At 70.0% G+C, this 21,600-nt stretch carries 13 protein-coding genes; 5 read left to right on the plus strand and 8 right to left on the minus strand.

What is annotated here, in order from left to right:
- Window positions 1–111: 111 nt before the first annotated feature.
- From GA0070616_RS10205 to GA0070616_RS10215, 3 genes are all read right to left on the minus strand, one after another.
- On the minus strand, window positions 112–1,128 hold the full coding sequence (locus tag GA0070616_RS10205) for an ABC transporter permease subunit (protein ID WP_091090411.1): 1,017 nt from the start codon (window positions 1,126–1,128) through the stop codon (window positions 112–114).
- Complete coding sequence (locus GA0070616_RS10210; RefSeq protein ID WP_281188595.1) at window positions 1,125–2,105, minus strand: ABC transporter ATP-binding protein; 981 nt, start codon at window positions 2,103–2,105, stop codon at window positions 1,125–1,127. The genes GA0070616_RS10205 and GA0070616_RS10210 overlap by 4 nt, the downstream gene beginning before the upstream one ends.
- 155 nt (window positions 2,106–2,260) lie before the next feature.
- Window positions 2,261–3,046 carry a DeoR/GlpR family DNA-binding transcription regulator gene (locus GA0070616_RS10215; protein ID WP_091079973.1) on the minus strand — a complete coding sequence of 262 codons (786 nt, stop codon included), beginning with the start codon at window positions 3,044–3,046 and terminating at the stop codon, window positions 2,261–2,263.
- Between the two features lie 197 nt (window positions 3,047–3,243).
- On the opposite strand from GA0070616_RS10215, the gene GA0070616_RS10220 reads away from it, so the two are divergent.
- From GA0070616_RS10220 to nagA, 3 genes are read left to right on the plus strand one after another with little or no spacing between them, the layout of a single operon-like run.
- Window positions 3,244–4,173 (plus strand): SIS domain-containing protein, encoded by a 930-nt coding sequence (locus tag GA0070616_RS10220; RefSeq protein ID WP_091079976.1) that lies wholly within the window; start codon window positions 3,244–3,246, stop codon window positions 4,171–4,173.
- Window positions 4,170–5,207, plus strand: a complete 1,038-nt coding sequence (locus tag GA0070616_RS10225; protein ID WP_091079979.1) for an ROK family protein — start codon at window positions 4,170–4,172, stop codon at window positions 5,205–5,207. Before GA0070616_RS10220 ends, GA0070616_RS10225 begins: the two co-directional genes overlap by 4 nt.
- The gene (gene nagA, locus GA0070616_RS10230) at window positions 5,204–6,313 is read left to right on the plus strand and encodes an N-acetylglucosamine-6-phosphate deacetylase (RefSeq protein ID WP_091079983.1); all 1,110 of its coding nucleotides are present in this window, start codon (window positions 5,204–5,206) and stop codon (window positions 6,311–6,313) included. Before GA0070616_RS10225 ends, nagA begins: the two co-directional genes overlap by 4 nt.
- 36 nt (window positions 6,314–6,349) lie before the next feature.
- Here nagA and GA0070616_RS10235 read toward each other — a convergent pair whose 3' ends face one another.
- Complete coding sequence (locus tag GA0070616_RS10235; protein ID WP_091079986.1) at window positions 6,350–7,561, minus strand: DUF4032 domain-containing protein; 1,212 nt, start codon at window positions 7,559–7,561, stop codon at window positions 6,350–6,352.
- Window positions 7,562–7,670: 109 nt separating this feature from the next.
- Between GA0070616_RS10235 and GA0070616_RS10240 the strand changes: the two genes are divergently transcribed.
- Complete coding sequence (locus GA0070616_RS10240; protein ID WP_091079989.1) at window positions 7,671–8,438, plus strand: phosphatase PAP2 family protein; 768 nt, start codon at window positions 7,671–7,673, stop codon at window positions 8,436–8,438.
- A 9-nt stretch (window positions 8,439–8,447) separates the two neighbouring features.
- Window positions 8,448–9,689: an APC family permease gene (locus GA0070616_RS10245; protein ID WP_091079993.1), complete on the plus strand. Its 1,242-nt coding sequence runs from the start codon at window positions 8,448–8,450 to the stop codon at window positions 9,687–9,689.
- On the opposite strand, the gene GA0070616_RS10250 is transcribed toward GA0070616_RS10245, so the two are convergent.
- From GA0070616_RS10250 to GA0070616_RS10260, 4 genes are all read right to left on the minus strand, one after another.
- The gene (locus tag GA0070616_RS10250; RefSeq protein WP_091090415.1) at window positions 9,660–10,163 is read right to left on the minus strand and encodes a hypothetical protein; all 504 of its coding nucleotides are present in this window, start codon (window positions 10,161–10,163) and stop codon (window positions 9,660–9,662) included. The genes GA0070616_RS10245 and GA0070616_RS10250 overlap by 30 nt on opposite strands.
- 1 nt (window position 10,164) lies before the next feature.
- Complete coding sequence (locus GA0070616_RS29435) at window positions 10,165–10,713, minus strand: DUF6346 domain-containing protein (protein WP_425412935.1); 549 nt, start codon at window positions 10,711–10,713, stop codon at window positions 10,165–10,167.
- A 53-nt stretch (window positions 10,714–10,766) separates the two neighbouring features.
- Window positions 10,767–17,315 (minus strand): RHS repeat-associated core domain-containing protein, encoded by a 6,549-nt coding sequence (locus GA0070616_RS10255; protein ID WP_091079996.1) that lies wholly within the window; start codon window positions 17,313–17,315, stop codon window positions 10,767–10,769.
- Window positions 17,316–17,534: 219 nt separating this feature from the next.
- Window positions 17,535–21,482: a LamG-like jellyroll fold domain-containing protein gene (locus GA0070616_RS10260; RefSeq protein ID WP_091079999.1), complete on the minus strand. Its 3,948-nt coding sequence runs from the start codon at window positions 21,480–21,482 to the stop codon at window positions 17,535–17,537.
- Window positions 21,483–21,600: the final 118 nt, after the last annotated feature.

The following is a 21,600-nucleotide window of genomic DNA, read 5'->3' on the forward strand; positions in this document are numbered from 1 at the left end:
CGGGCGACGCCAACCGGGGCTCACCAGCCTAACCAGGGCCTGCGACGGTCGCATCCGACGCGCACGGCCGCGGCCCGGGCACCTGCCCGGGCCGCGACCGTCCCCCGTTGCTCAGGTGATGTCGCGCCGGCGCATGAACCACATGGCCGCTCCGAGGATCACCGTGACGGCGACGGCGAACAGCACCGAGGACTGCTGCCAGGTGATCTCCAGGACGTCGGGCTGACACTCGCCGGTGTAGCTGACGTTGCAGGCGTCCCAGTCCTGCAACTCCACCTTCTTGGCCATCCAGGCGTACACGTAGGTCGGCAGCAGCCAGGCCTCGGGGAAGCGCACCCCGGACATGCCGAGCAGGATGCCCAGGCCGACCTGGCCGACGATCATCACGCCGATCGCCCCGCCGAGCGCCATCGCGGTGTGCCGACCGAGGGAGGCGAGCGCGAACCCGATGATGGCCGCGACCAGCGCCAGCGTCACCCCCCGCAGGCCGGTGAGCGCGAACGACTGCCACGCACCGGAGGTGACCCCTTCCGTGCTGCCCCGGAAGGTGGCGACCAGCCAGAAGCCGGCGGCCCAGAGCACGGCGGTGGGCAGGGCCACCGCGAGCAGGCCGGTGAGCAGCGCGCCGAGCTTGGTCAGCAGGACGGTGAGCCGCTTCGGCCGCCACAGCAGCAGGTTCATCATCCCGCCGGTGCTCCACTCGGCACCGACGAAGGAGGCCCCGACGACGAACCCGATGAGCGCCATGATCGCCGCGAACGGGATGACCATCTCGCCGAAGCCGTCCCGGAACACGAAGGTCGGGGGCAGGTGCCACTCGGCCTGGAAGGACTCCCGGGGGGCCGGGGTGATGTCGGCGCAGTCGGCCGGGAAGCGCTGCTCGTCGGCGGTGCCCGCGGCCTTGGCCTGCTCGCACTCCGTCCGGTGCTGCTCGACGTAGCGCAACTGGCTCTGGTATTCGGCCTCGGCGGCGCGTTCGGCCTTGGCGAGCTGCGCGGCGTCGATCTTCTGGTTGGTGAAGAACATCCCGGCCAGCACGGCGGCCAGCACCAGCAGGCCGGCGAGCGTGGCGAAGCGGGCGAAGCGGCGCTTGGCGAGCCGGCGCAGCTCGGTACGGAAGAGGCTCACGCGCCCCACCCTCCTGCGGTGAACGCGGACTCCGCCCCACCGACCTTCGTGGACTGGTCGACCTGCCGGTGCTGGCCGGGAACCGGCGCGGTGGCGGTCAGTTCGAGGAAGACGCTCTCCAGGTCGACGGCGACCGGTGACAGCTCGCTGACGTAGAGCCCCTGCTCGGCCAGCAGTCGGGTGACCACGGCAGGTTTGTCGACGCCGGCGAGCATCAGGTGGTCGGGTTGCCCGGTGACCCGGATGCCGGCGCGGGTCAGCGCGTCGGCGGCGGCGGGCAGGTCGGTGACCGCCTCCAGGCGGACCCGCACCGCGCCGGAGGAGTGCTGCGCCAGCACCTCCTCGACGGGCCCGAAGGCGACCCGCTGGCCCAGCGAGATGATGGTGACCGAGTCGCAGATGAGCTGGATCTCGCCGAGAATGTGGCTGGACAGCACCACCGTCATCCCGGATTCGGCGAGGGTGCGCATGAGGGTGCGCATCTCCCGGATGCCGCCGGGGTCGAGACCGTTGGCCGGCTCGTCGAGGATCAGCAGCTTCGGGTTCTTCAGCAGGGCCGAGGCGACCGCCAGCCGCTGTTTCATGCCGAGCGAGTACGTTCTGACCCGCTCGCCGGCCCGGTCGCGCAGCCCGACCAGTTCCAGCACCTCGTCGACGCGCTGCTGCGGCACCTCGCCCGCACCGGCCAACAGGGACAGGGTGTCCCGGGCGGTGAAGTGCGGAAAGAACTGCGGGCTCTCGACGATCGCGCCGACCTGGCCGGCGACCTGCGGCAGGGCGGCGGGCACCTCGTGGCCGAGGATCGACATCCGCCCGCCGTCGGGGCTGATCAGCCCGAGCAGCGTACGCAGCGTGGTCGTCTTGCCGGAGCCGTTGGGGCCGAGGAAGCCGTGCACCTGCCCCGCCTCGACCCGCATGTCGAAGCCGTCCAGGGCGTGGCGGGTGCCGCGCCGGCGACTCTTGTACGTCTTACGCAGACCTTCGATTTCCAGGACAGCTGGCAAGCTGCACCTCCCCCGTAGGTGAACGAGTCAGGCCACACCATACGTGGTATGCAGGCGAAGGCAATACCGGGTATGCACCGCCACGCCGAGAACCGCCGACGGTGTGACGTCGGCGACGGAGAGTGAGGTCAGGCGCAGATCACGTGCACGCCGGCGGCGCGGAACGCCTCCACCACGTCGGGGGCGGCCCCGGAGTCGGTGACCAGCGTCTCGACCCGGTCCACGGGGCAGATCCGGGCGAAGGCGTGACCGCCCAGCTTGGACGAGTCCGCGATGATGACCACCCGCTTGGCACGGGCCACCATCAGATTGTTCATCGCCGCCTCACCCTCGTGGTGGGCGGCGGCGCCGAGCTGCGGGTCGATGGCGTCCACGCCGAGCAGGGCCACGTCCAGGGTGACCTCGCGCAGCAGGGCCCCGCCCAGCGGGCCGACCAGCTCGAACGACTTGGGCCGCACCACCCCGCCGGCCACCACGACCTTCATCCGCGAGCGGACCAGCAACTCGTTGGCGATGTTCAGCGCGTTGGTGACCACGGTGAGCTGCGCACCCTCGGCGTTGGTGTTCAGGTCGGGCCGCACGGCCAGGGCGCGGGCCACCTCGGTGCTGGTGGTGCCGCCGTTGAGACCGACCACCGTGCCGGGGGTGACCAGCGCGGCGGCGGCGGCACCGATGCGCTGCTTCTCGGCCGAGTGCTTGGCGGTCTTGTAGCGCAGCGGCAGGTCGTACGACACCCCGTTGGCCACCGCGCCACCCCGGGTACGGGTGATCATCTGCTGCTGGGCGAGCTGGTCGAAGTCCCGCCGGATGGTGGCCTGGGAGACGTCCAGCCGGCCGGCGGCCTCCTCGACGCTGACCCGTCCGCTGTCGGTCAACATCTCCAGCAGGGCGTTCCATCTCGCGTAGCGGTCCACCCCGGAGCCTCCAGTGACTTGCACGCACGGTGATTGATTGCGTGCACACTAGTGCGCGAAACTGGGATGGCGCAAAACTCTCGGCTGCTCGATCCGCCGGGCGGTTGCGACGAGCACAGAAGATCGCGCAGAATGACGCGCGAAACATGGGCTTAACGAGCCCTATCGCGCAACGACCTCCCCGGCGAGGAGTTCCCATGGCGTACGTCCACGCGGAGATCGCGAGCCAGCCGGAATGCTGGCGGGAGGCGGCGCAGCTCGCCCCCACGGTCGCCAGCCACCTGCCCCGCCCCGGCGAGCGGGTCGCCGTCGTGGGCTGCGGCACGTCGTGGTTCATGGCCATGGCGTACGCGGCCCGCCGCGAGGCCGCCGGGCAGGGCGAGACCGACGCGTTCCAGGCCAGTGAGTTTCCCGCCGGCCGGCACTACGACCGGCTGCTCGCCGTCACCCGCTCCGGCACCACCACCGAGGTGACCGACCTGCTCGCCGCGCTGCGCGGGCGGGTGCCGAGCACCGTACTCGTCGGCGACCCCGGATCCCCGGCGGTCGACCTGGCCGACGCCGCCGTGACCATGCCCTTCGCCGACGAACGGTCGGTCGTGCAGACCCGCTTCGCCACCACCGCGCTGGCCCTGCTCCGCGCCCACCTGGGCGACAACATCGCCGCGCTGGCCGCCGACGCCGAGGTGGCCGTCCGCGCCCCGCTGCCGATCGACCCGGCGCTGATCGAGCAGGTGACTTTCCTGGGGCGGGGCTGGACGGTCGGGCTGGCCCAGGAGGCCGCACTGAAGTGCCGCGAGGCGGCCACCTTCTGGGCCGAGGCGTACCCGGCGATGGACTACCGGCACGGCCCCATCTCGATCGCCGCACCGGGCCGGCTGGTGTGGGCGTTCGGCGGGATCCCCGACGGCCTGCCCGAGGACGTCGCCGCCACCGGCGCGGCCTTCGTGCACAGCCGCACCCACGGTGCCCGCACCGTGCTCAGCACCTGGGCCGCCGGCCGCACACCGGTCGACCCGATGGCCGACCTGATCCTCGCCCAACGCTTCGCCGTGGCGCTCGCCACCAGCCGGGGTCTCGACCCGGACGCGCCCCGACACCTGAGCCGGTCCGTGGTGCTCACGTGACCGACGGCAACGTCGTCGTCGCACTGGACGTGGGCGGTACGGGGATGAAGTGCGCCCTGGTCCGCCCGGACGGCACGGTGGCACACGCCGAACGGCACCCCACCGACGCCGAACGCGGGCCCGCGGCGGTGGTCGACACGATCCTGTCCGTGGCCGGGGCGCTGGCCGGAAAGGCGCACGCCGCCGGCCTGGCCCCGATCGGCGCGGGCGTGGTGGTGCCGGGGGTGGTGGACGAGGCGCGCGGGAGGGCCGTCTGGTCGGCCAACGTCGGCTTCCGCGACATACCGCTGCGGGACCTGGTCTCGGCGCGGCTCGGCCTGCCGGCGGCGCTCGGCCACGACGTGCGGGCGGGCGGCCTCGCCGAGGCCCGGCTCGGCGCCGGCCGCGACGCCCGGCACGTGCTGTTCGTCGCCATCGGCACCGGCATCGCCGCCGCGCACGTGGTCGACGGGTCGGCCGCCGTCGGCGCGCACGGTGCCGCCGGGGAGATCGGCCACATCCTGGTACGTCCCGACGGCCCGCGCTGTGGATGCGGACGCCCCGGCTGCCTGGAGGCGGTCGCCTCCGCCTCAGCGGTCGCCCGCCGCTACGCCGAGCTCGCCGGCAGGGCAGAGTCGACCGACGAGCCGCAGCAGGCCGACGGCGCGACGCAGGCCCACGGGCCGCAGCCGGCCGACGGGGCGGACGGCGCGTCCGTCGGCGTCCCGGTCCCCGGCGCGACGATGGTGACGGCCGCCGAGGTGGCCGACCGGGCGGCAGCCGGCGAGTCGCTGGCCGGGCGGGTGTGGCGGGAGGCGGTCGAGGCTCTCGCCGACGGCCTCGCCACCGGGCAGGCGCTCTTCGACGTGGAGACGGTCGTGCTCGGTGGCGGCCTCGCGCAGGCCGGCGACCTGCTGCTCGACCCCCTGCGCGTGGCGCTTCGCGAACGGCTGACCTTCCACCGGGAACCGCGGTTGGTTCCGGCCACCCTGGGCGACGAGGCCGGCTGTCTCGGTGCCGCCCTGCTCGCCCTCGACCAGTTGGAGACGCGATGACCGTACGGGTGAACGGCAAGGTGGTGACCCCGAACGGGGTGATCTGGCAGGGCTGCGTCGAGCTGGCCGACGACCGCATCACCGCCGTCGCGGAGTACCCGTCGGTGCGCGACGGCCACTGGATCGTGCCCGGCTTCGTCGACATGCACACCCACGGTGGAGGGGGTCACACCTTCACCACCGGTGACCCCGGGCAGGCCCGCGACGCCGCCGCGTTCCACCTGCGCCACGGCACCACCACCCTGCTCGCCAGCCTGGTCAGCTCGCCGTTCGAGCTGATGCGCGACGCCACGGCGGCGTACCGGCCGCTGGTGCGGGAGGGGGTGCTGGCGGGCGTCCACTTCGAGGGGCCGTACCTGTCGACGGCCCGCTGCGGCGCGCAGAACCCCGAGTTCCTCCGCGACCCGTCGACCGACGAGCTGACCGAGCTGGTGGAACTCGGCGCAGGCGCGGTGCGGATGGTCACCATCGCGCCCGAGCGGGACGGCGCGCTGGACGCGGTCCGGCTGCTCACAGCGGCCGGGGTGGTCGTCGCCGTCGGCCACACCGACGCCACGTACGAGCAGACCCGGGCCGCGGTGGCGGCGGGCGCGAGCGTCGGCACCCACCTGTTCAACGGGATGCGACCGGTGCACCACCGTGAGCCCGGCCCGGTGGTGGCGCTGCTCGGCGCGCCGAACGTGATCTGCGAACTGGTCGCCGACGGGGTGCACCTGCACGACGGCACGCTGGCCTTCGCCACGTCGACCGCCGGCCCGGAGCGCTGCGCCCTGGTCACCGACGCGATGGCCGCCGCCGGCATGCCCGACGGCGAGTACGAGCTGGGCGGCCAGACCGTGACCGTGGCCGACGGGGTGGCCCGGCTGACCCGGGACGGCGCGATCGCCGGCAGCACCCTCACCATGGACGCCGCCCTGCGCCAGGCGGTCGCCGCCGGCATCCCGATGCCCGACGCCGTCCGCATGGTCGCCACCACGCCCGCCCGCGCGATCGGCCTCGCCGACCGGGTCGGTGCCCTCCAGGTGGGAATGCGCGCCGACCTGGTGGTGCTCGACGACGACCTCAACGTGGTCCGGGTGATGCGCGCCGGCTCCTGGGTGGAGTGACGGCACCCGGACCGCCCGCCAGCACCAGGCCCCGTGTCAGCTCGCCGTCGCGATGTCCACGCCCAGGACGGCCTGTTCGTCGGGACGGTGCACGAGCACGTCCGCCAGGAACGACTGCACCGCGTGGCGCATCCCCACGTCCCGGCCGGCCCGCTCGGACAGCAACCACTTGTGCTCGATGATCTGCGCGAACAGCTCCTGCGGCTCCAACTTGCGGCGCAGGTGCGCCGGCACGGCGCGCACCACCGGCTCGAAGACCTCGGTCAGCCAGCGGTGCGCGGCCTGCTGCTCGTCGGTGAGGTCACTTTCCGCCCGGTACGCGTCGAGGTCGTTCAGCAACCGCCGGGCCTGGTTCTCCTCCGCGTCCAGGCCGGTGAGGCGCAGCAGCCGGCGGGTGTGGTAGCCGGCGTCGACCACCTTCGGGCGAACCAGGTAGCGCCCGTTGTCGATGGTCGACATGGCCACCTCGGCCACGTCGAAACCCAGCTCGTTGAGGCGTCGGATGCGGCCCTCGATGTCGTGCCGGGCCGCGCGTTCGACCTGCTGCTCGTAGGTGATCTCGTGCCAGAGCCGCTCGTAGCGCTGCACGACCTCCTCGCACACCACCTCAGGGTCGATCGACTCGTGCAGCAGCCCCGCGGCCTGCAGATCCAGCGCCTCGCCGAAGATGTTGACCCGGGCGATCTCCAGGTCCTCGCCGCGCTGGCCGTTCGACAGCGAGCTGTGCAACGCCCCCGTCTCCGCATCCACCAGGTATGCGGCGAACGCGCCCGCGTCCCGCCGGAACAGCGTGTTCGACAGCGAGCAGTCGCCCCAGAAGAAACCCGTGAGGTGCATCCGTACGATCAGCGCGGCCAGCGCGTCGAGCAACCGGCCCATCGTCTCCGACCGCAGGGTGTGGGAGAACAGTGCCCGGTACGGCAGCGAGAACTGCAGGTGCCGGGTGATCAGCACCGACTCGAGGGGTTGCCCGTCGTCGGTCTGCCGGTCGGCGACGATCGCCACCGCCTCGACCGACGGGAAGTCGATCCGTTCCAGGGCGCGCAGCAGGTCGTACTCCCGTTCGGCGATCCGCTCGCGGGTCTCCTTGAACGCGTACACGAAGTCGCCGAGCCGGACGAACCGCACGATGTGCCGGGAGATGCCCTGCGGCAACGCCACCAGGTGCTCGGCAGGCCACTGCTCCAACGGTGTCGACCAGGGAAGGTCGAGCAGCGCCGGGTCGACGAGGGCCGAGGTGATCCGCACGGGGACAAGTGTGACGGCTACCCCCACCGCCGCGCCTCCCTTCGTGGTTGGGCACACAGACCCCCGGCACGTCCGGGCCGGCGTCGCGGGTGGCCGGTAGCGTGGTCGCGTGCGGGAGACCACGACGGTACGGTCGAAGCCGCTGCTCCGGCCGGTCCGGCCGGTCGGCTGGTGGTTCGACGCCCTGCTGCTCGCCGGGCTGGTGGCGCTCACCGTCGCCCTCGCCAACGGTCACCTCTTCGGTCTCGACCGCGCGGTTGCCGACTGGTCCGACGCACACCGCCCCGCGGTGGCCTACTGGGTCGCCCGCATCCTCAACTACCTGGGTCAGGGCACCCCGCTGACGCTGATCGCCGCCGGGCTGGGCGTCCTGCTGGCGGTCCGGCTCCGGTCGGTCCGCCCGCTGCTGCCGCCGGTCGTCGCGTTCGCCTTCACCTACCTGACGATCGGCCCGCTCAAGGTGTGGACGGCCCGGCCGGCGCCCAGCGCCGCCACCCGTGAGCCGTTCCTACCGCCGGAGCAGACCCTCCCGCTCTTCCAGGACGACCTGCCGCTGCGCTTCGCCCAGTCCTACCCGTCCGGGCACGTCGCCAACGCGATCGTCTGGTACGGGGTGATCGCCCTGCTGCTCGCCCCGTTGCTGCGCTGCTACGGGCGCACGATTCCGCCCCGACTGGTGACCGTGGTCCGGATCGTCCCGCCGCTCGTGGTGCTCTGCACGACGACCTACCTGGGCTGGCACTGGTTGACCGACTCGGTGGCCGGACTGCTGCTCGGTCTCCTGCTGGACCGGCTGCTGCACCGGCTCCCGTGGGACGATCTCCCGTTGCCCGCGCGGTTGCGGGCCTGGGACCGGCCGTTCACCTCGTACCCCTAGGGTCGGCGCGTGGATCAGCTGGCACGCCGGTTGGGCGTACCCGAGGCGGTGGTCATCGGGTTGGGAGCGATGCTCGGCGCGGGCATCTTCGTGGTCTTCGCCCCCGCCGCAGCGGCGGCCGGCGGAGCCGGCCTGCTGCCCGCCCTGACACTGGCCGGGTTCGTCGCCTACTGCAACGCCACCAGCTCCGCCCGCCTCGCCGGCCGGTACCCCGAATCCGGCGGCACCTACGTGTACGGGCGGGAACGCCTCGGCCCGTTCGCCGGGTTCGTGGCCGGCTGGGGGTTCGTGGTCGGCAAGACGGCCAGCTGTGCGGCGATGGCGCTGACCATCGGGGCGTACCTGTGGCCCGGGCAGGCCCGGCTCGTGGCCGTCGGCGCGGTCGTGGCGGTGACCGCCGTGAACCTGCGCGGTGTGGCGAAGACCGCCGCCGCGACGAGGATCCTGGTCGGACTGGTGCTCGCCGTGCTGGCCCTGGTCGCGGTGACCGGCGTCGGCGACGTCGACCCGGGCCGCCTCGGCGAACCGGGCGGCGACTGGCGGGGCGTGCTCACCGCTGCCGGGCTGCTGTTCTTCGCGTTCGCCGGGTATGCGCGGGTGGCCACCCTCGGCGAGGAGGTCCGCGACCCGCAGCGGACCATTCCGCGCGCGGTGCCGCTCGCGCTCGGCATCGTGCTGGCGATCTACCTGGTGCTGGCCGTGGTCACGCTCGGCGTGCTCGGCCCCGACCGGCTGGCCGCGTCCGCCGCGCCCCTGGCCGACGTGGTGAGCGCCGCCGGGCTGCCCGGCCTGGCCTGGGTGGTCCGGGCCGGCGCGGCCGTCGCGGTGACCGGGGTGCTGCTGTCCCTGCTCGCCGGGGTCGGCCGCACCACTCTGGCGATGGCCCGCCGCCGCGACCTGCCCGGCGCGCTGGACGCCGTCCACCCCGTCCACCGGGTGCCGCACCGGGCCGAGCTGGCGGTGGCCGCCGTGGTGATCGTCGTGGTGCTGCTCGGCGACGTGCGGGACGCCATCGGCTTCTCCAGCGTCACCGTGCTGGTCTACTACGCGATAACCAACGCGGCGGCGCTGACGCTGGGGCGGGAACCGGAGCGGAAGCTGCCGGTGCAGGTGCTGGCCGCGCTCGGGCTGGTCGGCTGCCTGCTGCTCGCGGTCAACCTGCCACTGTCGAGCGTGCTGGCCGGCTTCGGGGTGCTGGCCCTCGGCGCCGTCTGGTACGGGTCAGGTCGATTCGGCCGTCGGCTCTGGTAGGTAAGCTGTGTACTTCTGCTTGATCAATGAGTTGTAGGCGTAACCCCACAACCGGGTGCCACGGAAGGTCCATACCTGGCCGGCCCTGACATCCACGATCGCTGGCTGGGCCATCGCTGCAAAGCCGCTGAGGTTCAGCCGGTAGGCCTTCTGTGTCAGCTTGGTGGTGGTGGAGTCCACCGACTCGGTCACCATGATGGGCAAGACGACGACGCCCGACTGCATGCCGCGCCACTGACCCTTGCGTTCCAGCCCCAGGTTGACCACATCATCGACGAAGGCACTCAAACCCTGCACATCGACTCGCTCCATCTTTGCGGCGGCCACGAAAATGTGAATCCTGGTCAGCGCCCTTACTTGTGCCCGGTACCCGACCAGTACCGGCAATGGGCCGAGCGACTCATCGGCTATCGCACACTTATCGGCAATCAATCGCTGCCGAACAACTTCCAGATAGCCATCTGGTGACATCATGTCAATTTCCCTCTCCACGCCGCCACCTATCGAGCAAAGAAAAGTAGGTTGGCACCCCCACGATTGCCCTGAAGAGGTAGACGGCAGCCGTCAACAATAGAAGTACCCCCAGAGCCCTACCAGCGATCCGGAAAGCTCCATAAACGAGAGACCAAAGCCCAGAGACTGGCGCGCCGTAGCTACATCCACTTCGTCCCGGCCCGTTGCAAGCCTCGCGGAGTGCGATGGTCTTCCCTATGTCCTGCGGGCTAGCGATGGATCGGCCCACGAACGCCTCTACTCGGCCGCCATCCTGCTGAACCGAGATCCGACAGGTCCACCAGTAGCCCAGCCCCTGGCGACTTACCGGACCGTCTCGATGACAACTCTCGACGGTCACTTGGACTGAACGCTCCGTCGGGCCAAATGGACGGATGGAGCCGGTGCCGGGGTACAAGCCTGCCAAGGTCAGGTAGAGGAGTGTCAGCCCGTAGGCCACAGCAAGGACGATCACCATGAAGAACAACTGTCGGACCCGGTAGAGGAACGGACCGTACCGTTGCCACGCCAAGACCTCGCGTGCCCGGAAGTCACGCGAGATCTTGGTCGACTCCGGTGGCTCAGTCAGAATCCACCTCCGAGCAAACCACCAGCAATCTGCGGCACCGCCGTCATCGGGTTGAAGGAGTATCCGTCGTTCACGAGCTGTACGACGTCATCTCTTGTGGTTGGAGCGACGGCCCCGACGACTCCAGCTGACAGACCACTCGGTGAGACAGCACCCTGTAGCACCATCCGGCCGGTTCCGAGTGCGATCGCCGCATGCCCCTTGACCCCTCCACCGGCCTTGGCCGCATCGGCCGACCACTGCTGAACGCTGCCCCTGAAGAACGTGCCGAGGTTGTTGTTGGTTGATCCGCCGATCGCTCGGCTGATCAGTGCTGGCGAGCCTTGTCGCGCGGCGGCGACCGTACCACGTCCCAGCGTAGTTAGGGCAGAGCCAGCACCTGGCGCGACGCCTCTGAGACCTCCCCCCACTAAACCGCCGAAGGCACCACCGAGAGCGGTGCCCGCAGCACCACCGACGATCCCAAGAAGTGCGCCAGCGCCCGTGTCGAGAGCCAGACTGCCCGCTGAACAACGACTCTCGTCACCCCCGGCGCACTTCAGCCCGCCCGCGACGAGACCAGAAACCGCGCCACCGAGGGCACCGCACAGGAGTGCCCCACTGCCACCGGTGATGACCGTGCAGGTGAGGCCGACAGCGACACCAGCGACCACGCCCACAACATCGGCGTTCTCCTTGGCCCAGTTCCAGCCAGCGGCAGCGGTGCTCTTGGCTCGCTTACCGCTGCGGCACCAGAAGCTGGCCTGGCATTCGCGCTGTTTGCGTGCTGCTTCGGCGCGTTCGTTGCTTGCCTGCCTGAACGCCTCACGTTGCGCCTGGCAGCTGGATCCGCAGGCCGGGGGAACGTACTTCTTGACGATCTTGGTCGATCGCTCCCCGGTGGAGGTGGTGGTGACGTAGGCGCGGTCACCCGTGTCCTCGCTGTTCTCGGTGTGGTAAAGGCCGGTGGGGTCGGCGTTGTCGACAGGATTGTTCCCGCCGTACTGGTAGGCGTTGTACTGGTCGGGGTCGTCGGCCATGAGGACCGGGTCGACGGAGATGAAACGGCCCAGGATCGGGTCGTACTGTCGGGCGCCGACGTTGGTCAGGCCGGTGGGGTCGATGTCGCCACCGACGAATCCCTTGTTGTTGGCCCAGGTGGGGTTCGCGCCGCGTGGTGCCCCGTACGGCGTCTGCCGCCGGATGGAGACGGCCTGGGTGCCGGCGTTGATCGCTGTCTGCTGGGTGCCCTGGTGATCGTGGTAGAGCCAGGTCAGGTCGGTCGACGCCGAGCCGCCCTTGCGGCTGGCGCAGACGTTGCCGGCGAAGCTGTAGTAGCGGGTGCCGGTGTTGACGGTGCCCTCGCGACGGATCTCCTGCCCGGGCAGGTAGAGGGTGGTGCCGCTGCTGTCGCGGCGGATGATCCGGGTGCCGTCGGCGTCGTAGATGTTGGTCTCGACGGTCTGTCCGCCGGCCGAGACAGTGGCGAGCTTGCCCTCGGCGTCCCAGCCCAGGGTCTGGCTGTTGGCCCCGGTGCCGCAGTTGTTGGCGGCGGTGCCGGCAGGGCGACAGGTGGTGTTGCCGGTGGCGTCGTAGGTGTAGTTGGTGACGACGGCGCTCTGGCCGGGCGCCTCGGTCGTCATGGCGGTGACGGCGTGCGGTCGTACGACGTCCTGGCCGCCGACGGGCACCGCGTACGTGCGGGTGGTGTCGCCGCCGGCAGCGTGGCTGGTCTCGATCGTCCGCGAGGCGGTGCTGTTGAACGTCCATTCGAGCCAGTACGGTGCCGGGCCGCCCAGGTTCGCCACCGTCGGATCGGTCTGGCAGGTCACCCCGGCCTTGGGCGTCCAGGCGCTGCGGAGTTGACCGAGAGGATCCGACCGGAAGCACTGCGTGTCCGCCTGGCCAACCTCAGGCTTCTCCTCGATGGAGGTGAAATTGCCGCTGTCGTCGTAGTAGTAGTTGCGGTCAGATACGGTGCCGGCCACGTTCTCACGGTGCACCGTGGTGCGTTTGACGCGACGGGTCGCCTCGTAGCGCTCGACGACGTCCTTTGCGTAGACCCCGCCGGGCAACTTGTACATCGAACCACTTCGCTCGCCGTAGGCCGTGTAACTGGCGGTGGCCATCGTGCCGGCCGAGCCGGTGAGACTGGTGTTCAGAGCCACGGGCATGCCGGTGGTGGCGTCGTAGTCGGTGGTGACCTCCTCGGTCACCAGACCACCTGCCGCGGGATAGGAGATCGACGTGGGGGCACCGGTCGCGGCCGAGTAGCCGTAGGTGTAGACGTAGGTGCCGTTCAGGCCGCTCTCGCTGGTGGGGATGACGTAGTTGACGCCCTTGGGCTGGTAGCGGTCGTCGAAGTTGCGCACCTGCCACCGGTACGCGTTGGTGCTGCCGGCCGGCTCGTAGCGGATCGCCTGGGTCAGTTGACCCCTGAACCCGCCCTGACCGGTGTAGAGGGTGTCGTACTTCCATTCCGTGCGGAGCGCACCGGTGGCCGAGTCGTCGCGCAGCTCCTTCTTCCGGCCGAGCACGTCGTAGCCGTGCCAGAGCACCTCGCCCCGCGCGTCGGTGGTGGTGACCAACTCGTCGGCGTCGTTGAAGGTGCTGACCGTCACGCCCTTGTCCGGGTCGGTGGAACGCCACAACCGGCCCTTGGCGTCGTACTCGTTGACCCACTGGTTGCCGGCGGGGTCGATCGTCTTGACCTGCTGGCCCTTACGGTCGAAGACGTACTGGGTCTCCTGGTACGCACCGCCGACACCGGCCGCGGTGGTGTGCTGGCGCAGCTTGACGACGCGCCCCTCGGCATCGGTCACCGTCGTGGTCGGGGTGCCGCCCTGCGGCGGAGTGACCTTGGTCAGATCCCCCTCGTGCGCGGTGACGGTGCGCCACTTCTCGACCAGGTTGGTGACACCGTCACCGGCCAGGAGGATCGTGTTCGTGGGCCGTGACGCCCGGTCGAAGATGGTCTTGGACACGGCCGGCAGCGACCATTCCGGTTCCCACCACAGCGTGCCGGAGGGCGTGCCGGGCTCGGCGTGCGCCCCGTAGGAGATCGAGGCGCGACCGAGGCTGTCGTGGAGGGTGTCGGTGACCACCCGGGCGCCCGTCCCGTCCGCCGCCGGGGTCTGGGTCTGCCGGGGGCGCAGCAGCCCGTCGAGGATCTCGTACGAGGTCAGGTAGTTGCCGTCCGCGTTCAGGGTCTGCGCCCTGACGAAGGGGTAGGCGTTACGGGCGGCAGCGAAGGTGTACGTGTACTGGGCCGACGGCGTGGTGGGGTTCGCCGCCTTGGGCCAGCCGAGTTCCCACACCTTGCTGACCCGCCCGAGCGCGTCGTACTCCACGTCCGCGATCACCCTGTTGTTGGGGTCGGTCGCCTTGACGGTTGATCCCCAGTAAGGGTTGGTGTCCGCCGACGAGGTCCAGTTGAACGGCGCCGGACCGGTGGTGGTCACCTTGGTGACCGGGCCGCCGACCGCGGGGGTGAAGGCGGTGGTGGAGACGTTGCCCTTGATGTCGGTCGAGCTGACCGGCCGGCCGGTGAAGTCGTAGCTGCCCTGGGACGTGGTTTGCCACACCGTGCCGGTGCCGGACGCCCAGTCCTTGAGCTGCTCGGTCTTCGTCACCGACCCGAATGTCGGCGCGGTGTCGACGCTGCTGGCCCCGTCGTAGTAGCTCCGGGCGTCGGAGATGACGTCATCGACGGTGGACGGGTTCGTGCCGCAGGCCAACGCCGTGGTGGTGGTTCTCTTCACCGTACGGGTCAGGTTCTTGCCGGTGTTGCGGTTGTAGCTGTAGGTGATGCACTTCTCGTCACCGGTGACGTCGACGTCGCCGTCGTCCTGCGACCAGTTCACCGTGCCGTAGGTGTGGTCGAGGCTCTTGGTGCCCCGCGAGGTGCGCCAGCCGCGGCTGCCGTCGACGCCGAGGGCCGTCGCCTTGTAGGTGGTCTGGGTGTCGACGAACCGGGCCTCGACGGTGTCGCCGTTGACCGTCCGGCTGGCGGTCGGGTTGGACCGCCACGGCACGTTCACCGTCTTCGACACCGGCTTGGTGTCGACGCCGTTGTAGACGATCTGCTCGCGCACCTGACCGGCGAACTGGTCCTCGTCGTAGACCGTCTCCGAGCCCAGCGACGCGGGCACGGTCACGTTGCGGGTGCCGCCGGTGGGGCTGGCCTTGTCCCCGTGCATGCCGCGCAGATATTTGGTGACGGTCAGGGTCTGGGTCGCGGGGTCGTCCCCGACACGGGTGTTGACCTGGGCGTAGCCCCGCCACTGCGACCACGTCTTGCGGTCCGGCTTGGACAGGCCGTCGTCGTCGGCGTAGTGCCAGGCCGGGTTGCCGACGTACTGGTACCAGGTGTGCCTCGACGGCGCCTGGTGCCCGTCGGTGAGCTCTACGTCGTCCTCGGCCACATGCTCGACCCGGTGCTTGTGCCACCACTCGGTGATCAGGCGCTGCCCGGTCAGGTCGGTCGGGTCGGGAACCCGTACCGGGTAGCACCGTCTGGTGTTCGTGTGCGGATCCAGCGTCTGCACCATGGCGGCGGTGCACTCGGGCAAGGCGTAGTCGACCTTGATCCGAGACCCGCTCTCGGTGACGATGCTGGAGATCCGCAGCCAGTTGTCGGTCGTGCCGTGCTCGGTCAACACCCGGTTCGGCATCGACACCGCCTCGAACGTCACCGGCGGCAGGCTGACGGTCCCGCCGACGTGGCCGGCGTGGTCGATCCGGTCCAGCCACAGCCCGGTGTGGGTGGAGTCAGCGGTGGCCGCGAAGGTGTGGCTCAGCGTCCACGACTCCACGTCCTGCCAGGCCGGCGTGGCCTTGGTGGTGTCCCAGACCTTCGTGGTGATCTTCTTCAGCCGCTTCGTCGTCCAGAACGTGGGCGAGTACTGCTGCGGACACGAGGTCGCCGACGCCTTGCACTCCTGATCCCACGGAGTGTCCTTCCACGAATCCTCAACCGGGGCCGCTTCCGTGCCGCAGTTCGCGAAGCACCGCATGTCAGTCTCGAAGACGACCTGGGCGTACGGGGTGACGTTTCGTTCGGTCACCCCGTGCGTGGCGAACGCCCGGTCGTACGTGCCGTAGTCGATTCGGTTCAGATACCCCGCGCGGTCGTAGGACACGTCGTCGGAGTCAGTGTCGTTGCGGGCGTACTTGTTGGTTTCCTTGCCGTACCACAGCGACATCGTGTTGCCGCGCACGTCCACGACGTAGTCGAGGTTCCACCGCCACGCCTGGGCGCAGCTAGAGTTGCTGTACGCACTCTGGTGGCAGGGCTCACCGCTGTGGTTACCGAAGACCGGCACCGCCAGGGTGGAGTTCGTCTTCGCGGTGTGTCCGGGCAGCGAGTGCAGGCCGAAGAAGTACTGCGTGCCGTCGGAGGTGGTCACCTTCCAGTGCTCACCGTCGTTGTCGCCGTTCCCCGACGCGCCGGTCAGTCTCTCGATCTTCGAGCCGTCCTCCGACCCCGGATGCCAGCCCTTACCGGTCTCGAACACCAGCTCGGTGCTCCGCCCGTTCAGACTCATGGTCGCGTTGTGCGACCGCCAGCACTGGTCGCCGGTGTCGGCGGTGTTGTTGGCCCCGTTCTTCTTGTCCTCGGCGCACGGCACGTACCGGCGCTCGACGAATCCCGGCGAGTAGTCGAAGCCCTCGCCGAGCCACGACGGCTGGTTGTTCGTCACCTCCGACCGGCCGTCCACCGAGGCCGAGGAGTACGCGAAGTCGACCGAGGGCTCGGGACCGGTGGCCGGTGGCGTCCGCACCGGGTAGTTCCACGAGAAGTCACCGGAGGAACTGCCCGCCGACCAAGTCGAGGACGGCGACAGGGAGGTGGCGGTGAAATCGCCATCCGCACCGGAGCCACCCGCGGCGAGCGCCAGGAAGGTGCCCGTCGACGGTGCCGGCGCTTCACCCGCCAGTTCCGCGCGTCCCGTGGAAGTCGACGGAGGTGGGGCGGCGCCCACATCCGCGGTCGCCACCCCCGCACCGAGATCGTTCCTCGTGGGCAACGGCACCGACCGGCAACCGGGCTTCTCTGGCGTCGCCAGCGCACACGCCGGGACCTGCCACAACCGCAGGCGCGACGCCCACGACCCACCCACGGCGTGCCGGAAGGAGCTGTAGTCAACCGACACCCTGGCCGTGCCGGGCGCCGCCCTGGTCGGTGCCGTCACCTTCATCACGAGGCCGTCACGCCAGGCGGCCGGAAGCGTCCTCCGGTCGAGCACCTGCACGTCCACGCTGGCCAACCGGGCACCGGCTGCCCCACCGGCGCGGGCGACCCAGACCGGCAGGTCTCCTGCCCTGGCACCTCGCCCGGCGGCTCCTGTCGCGCCGACCCGGACCCGCGCGGCCCCGGCCTCCGGCCACACCGGCCTGGGTGCCGGTGCGTCCTTCACCCGCTTCTGCGTCCACGCCCGCCCGGACACCGGACCACCGTGTGAATCCAACTTCTCCACCGGCGGTCGCGCCGGCTCCGCGGGCCGGGGGGCGGCTGGCGCTGGCGTACCGACCAGCAGGGATGCCACCAGTGAGGCGATCGTCATGGCGGTGATCCACCGGCGTGCACCCCGAATTCGGGGGGCGGGCGGTCGTAGCCGACGTGAGTGGTGGACAGGTCGCGCAATCATGATCTGTGCCTCCCCGAAAAGGACAGCCGCACGGGACAAGAGGAGTCGATGGGATGCGCGTGGTCGACACGCGCGGGGTCTCCTGCCCGGCCCGGGCAACGCCGGGCCGAGCAGGAGGTGAGCTCTGGAGGCGGTTTACTGGCGGCGCCAGAGGACCTGACCGTTGGGATCGAGCAAAACGAGATCACCGTCGTCGCGCAGGACGAGTTCAGTGGCGGCAGACAACCAGGTCGAGGTGTCCCAGATCGGGAAGCCGTCACTGCGATAGATCACCACGTTGCCGTCGGTCTGGAACCGCAGCTCAGCACCAGGGTTGGGCCAGGTGAAGGTGTCCCACAGCGGATAGCCCGCCTGACTGAGCACCAGGTTGCCGTCCGCCTGCATCATCAGCAGGTAGTTGCCGCTGTTGGACCGCAGATACTGGTCCGTTGTCAATGTCTGCCCCTTGAGGAGCGTGTTGCTGCCCGGACCTGGCGGAATCTGCGAGTTGTGGAGCATGAACACCGACGTGTCGGTCATCGGCCCCTGGAACAGGGCTACGTCGTCGATGCCACCGGTCCACTGGTCCATCAGCTGGCCCTGCCGCAGGGTCCGGCCCACCAGCAGCGGACCTGACGACGCCATCGGGGTGAAGGTGACGTTCTGCGTCGTCCCTTCCAGCACCCCGTTGACGTAGAGCCGGAGCTGCTTGCGCCCGGCGTCGTACACGCCCGTGAGGTGGGTCCACACGCCCTCCTCCGCGGGTGACGTGGAACTGATGCTCGCCGTGGTCGTGGGGGTGACGTCCTCGTCACTGACAACGAACTGCCACTTGCCCGACCCCGCCGTGTACTTGATCCAAGCGGCGCTCTCGTGAACACCCCGTTGGGACACCGCCGTGCGTTCACCATCGAGCCGGTCCAGCATCACCCAGGCAGACATCGTGAACGACTGGTCCGTCCTCACCACGGGTTTGTCCTGCCACTGGGTGAACTCCAGACCATCGCCGTCGGGCGCAGTGGTGCCCGTCTTCACCGCGCTGCGGCCGTACTCCGCCGTACTCTCGGTGAAGCCCTCGTCCGGGAAGTACTGGTCGTCCAGCCACAGGCCCGAGCCGTTGGCGGAATGCCCCGTGCCGACTGCGGAGCCCCGCGTCAAGGCCAACCATCGCCCCCACGCGGTCACCGTGTCCGGCGCCTCGCAGGTGTCCTTCAGGTCTGCCAGGTAACAGGGTGTGGCGGACTCGAAGTTCCAGTCACCCACCTGCACCGGCGTCAGGATTCCCGGCTCATGGAATCCGCTGGACTTCACGTCCTGTGCCAACTGACCGGTGAAGTCCTGCGGAACCAGCACCCGGTCGAACACCTGCACGTCGGCGATCTCGCCCTTGAAGTGGCCTCCGTAGTACCCGTACCCGCGGTCCCGGCTGATCTCGACCGGGCCGTCGGCGCTGAACCCGGCTCCACGGGTCGCCAGCCACGCGCTGCTCGGGGTGGTCGTCGAGGACAACATCCCATCCACGTACAGCTTGAGCTTCTGTTCTGGCTCGTCCCACACACCAGCGAGGTGCGTCCATCGACCCGTCACCGCGGGCTCGGACGAAATCGCATCGGCGTACTCCGCCAGGCCGACCTCACGGTCCGTGACGCGCCACGACCACTTGCCCGTCCAGCAGCTGTACCCGAGCCAGAACGGGCTGAAGGCCGCGTCAGGGTCCTGCATGGATGCGGCGGTCATGTTGACGCATCCTTCGAAGGGCTGCAGTTTGACCCAGGCGGCGACGCTGAAGGAGCCTGCCGTGTCCACCACCCGCGTCGAGGCCGACATCATGCTCGACGTCCCGTTGAAGCTGGCGGTCGTTCCGCCGATCAGGCGGGCGTCGTCAACCCAGGACACGCTCGTCGCGGTCAGGTTGGTGGCGCCGCCGAGGGTGGGTTGTTGATCGGCGAGTGCGGTGGTCTGGTTGACGCCGGGGTACGTCTCCAGGCCCCATTTGGCTACGGCCGGGGAGGAGCGGGGTGCGGTGAACGTGGCGGAACCGACGTTGCCGAGGTTGCCGGTCGCGTCGATGCCCCGCACCCAGAGGATGTTCTCGCCGAAACTCGGCACGGTGACGGTGAAAGTGGCTGTCTTCGGGTTGGTGCCGGTGGCGGCGATCTCGGTGGTGGGCGGGTTGGACCAGCCGTACCGGAACTTGGTCACATCGGTCGTGGCGGTGCTGACGGTGAACGTCATGGTCCTACCCGGTCCGCCGGCTGTGCCCGGGGTGACCGTCGGTGCGGGTGGCACCGCCGTATCCACGGCGAACTGGCACCACACCGACCACGGGCCGGTGATGGAGTACGGTGCCTTGTCGGTGCCTCTGGCGCGGAACGCGTACTTCGGGCCCTTCGCGACCGTCACCGCCGAACTCGTCGCGCGGCTGTTCGGCGTCACCCCCGTCTTCGCGGGCGGCGGGGACTTCCGCGTCGGGTAGGTGTCCGTCACCGCGCCGATTCCTGCGGCCGGCACCTCGATCCACTCGAACCTGCCGGTCAACGAGTCGCTCTTGTCAGCGTCAGGGAACACCGCGGAGAACGTCGGCGACAGGGTGCCGATCGTCAGTACCCCCGAACTGCACGCCACCCCCGCGGCCTGCAGGCTGTTCGGTGCCCCCGGCTTGGTGTCGTAGTCGACGATCAACTTCGCCTGGTTCGGGTGGAACTTCTTCCACCGGTCCTGCGTCGATTCGCCTGACCCGTCCGATGCCCGCGCCGTGAAGCCCACCGTGATCGTGTTCCAGTTTCCGGTGGCCGCCGCCTGCACCTGGCTGGTGACCTTCGTCCCGCTGAAGTTCATGATCATGTCGGGCTGGATCGACGAACACCCACCGGCCTCGTTGGCGTTGCCCGTGGCCGCGTCCAGGAAGGACTTCAACGACGTCGACCAACTCGCCTTCGGCGTCGCGTTGATCGCCGACGTCCAGTACATCGACGCCACCGTCGGCCCGCACGACCACGAGTGGTCCAGCTTCATCTGCACGTACGCCGACTCGATGTGCTTGCCCTTCAGCGTTATCCCGTTCGCCGTCGTCGAGAACTCGAAGAACGACCGGTACAACGCACCCGTGTCCGGGTTCAACCCCACCCGGGCAACGCTGGTGTCGGAGTTCGACGAACCGTTGTTCGTCGCGTACGCCCACTTGGTCTTGAACACCGACCACGCCGGGTCCACGAACAGCGGGAACACCGCCTCCGGGTCGTCGAGCAGCTTCGGGTCCGGACGCAGCACCAACTCGCCCCGGGACACCTCGGCTTCGACCCGGGCGACCCGGGCGGCGTCACCGGCCGCCGCAGCGGTCGACCGCTCGGCACCGTTCGAGCTCTGCGCCCTGGCGGCAGCACCCGTCGTCGGGACGCTCCGCGAATCCCACATCACCGCCGGCTCGGCCGACGCGAGCACCGCGCTGCCGACGACCGCCCGCAACCCCCCGTCCGCGGTGGGAAGGATGGTCGCGTCGCCGTCGACCCGGAACCGCGGCGTCCGTACCGCGGGATGCTTGGCCGCCGCTGGCGTCTTCACCACCAGTACGTGCGTGAACCCCGTCCGGGTCGCCCGCACCACGAGGTCCACGTCGGTCAGCACGTTCGGGTACGTCAGCGAATCACCCGACATCATCGGCGCCGGAAGCGACCCCGGCCAGGACAGGCTGACGGCCCTGCCTTCCCGGGTCAGCGTCACCAACGGGCCGTCACCGCCGCCGGAGAACGCCACGTCGGCCACCGACACCGCCGGCCGCCATCTGCCGTCCCCGCCCCGGTTCAGGTCCAGGTCGATCTCAGCCCACCCGCCGCTCTTACGCGTGCGTTGCGGCACCACCGCCGACGTGAATCGCAGCCGCCCAGCGGGCAGCGCGGTCACCTCCGCGAACTCTGTCCGGGATCCGTCCACCACCACCGGTTGCTGACACGAGACCGCCAGCCCCACCGCCTGGGCCTCGGAGCCGGCCACCGCCGGGCACACCGGTGCGGCTTCGGCCCGCCCAGGTCCGGGAACACCGATCAAGCCGACGACCACCAGAGCCGCCACTCCGCCAGCTGAACCACGCCGCCAACGACCGCCCACGTCCGACCCCCGTCTCACTGAGCAAGCAGTGGCAGGAACGGTAGGGGTCGATCCCTTGTCTCGTGTGCCCCCCCGAATCCGGAGTCGAACCAGGCAGGAGACGAGTTACATAGTTAGA

It is taken from the genome of Micromonospora nigra, from assembly GCF_900091585.1.
GTDB classification, from domain to species: domain Bacteria; phylum Actinomycetota; class Actinomycetes; order Mycobacteriales; family Micromonosporaceae; genus Micromonospora; species Micromonospora nigra.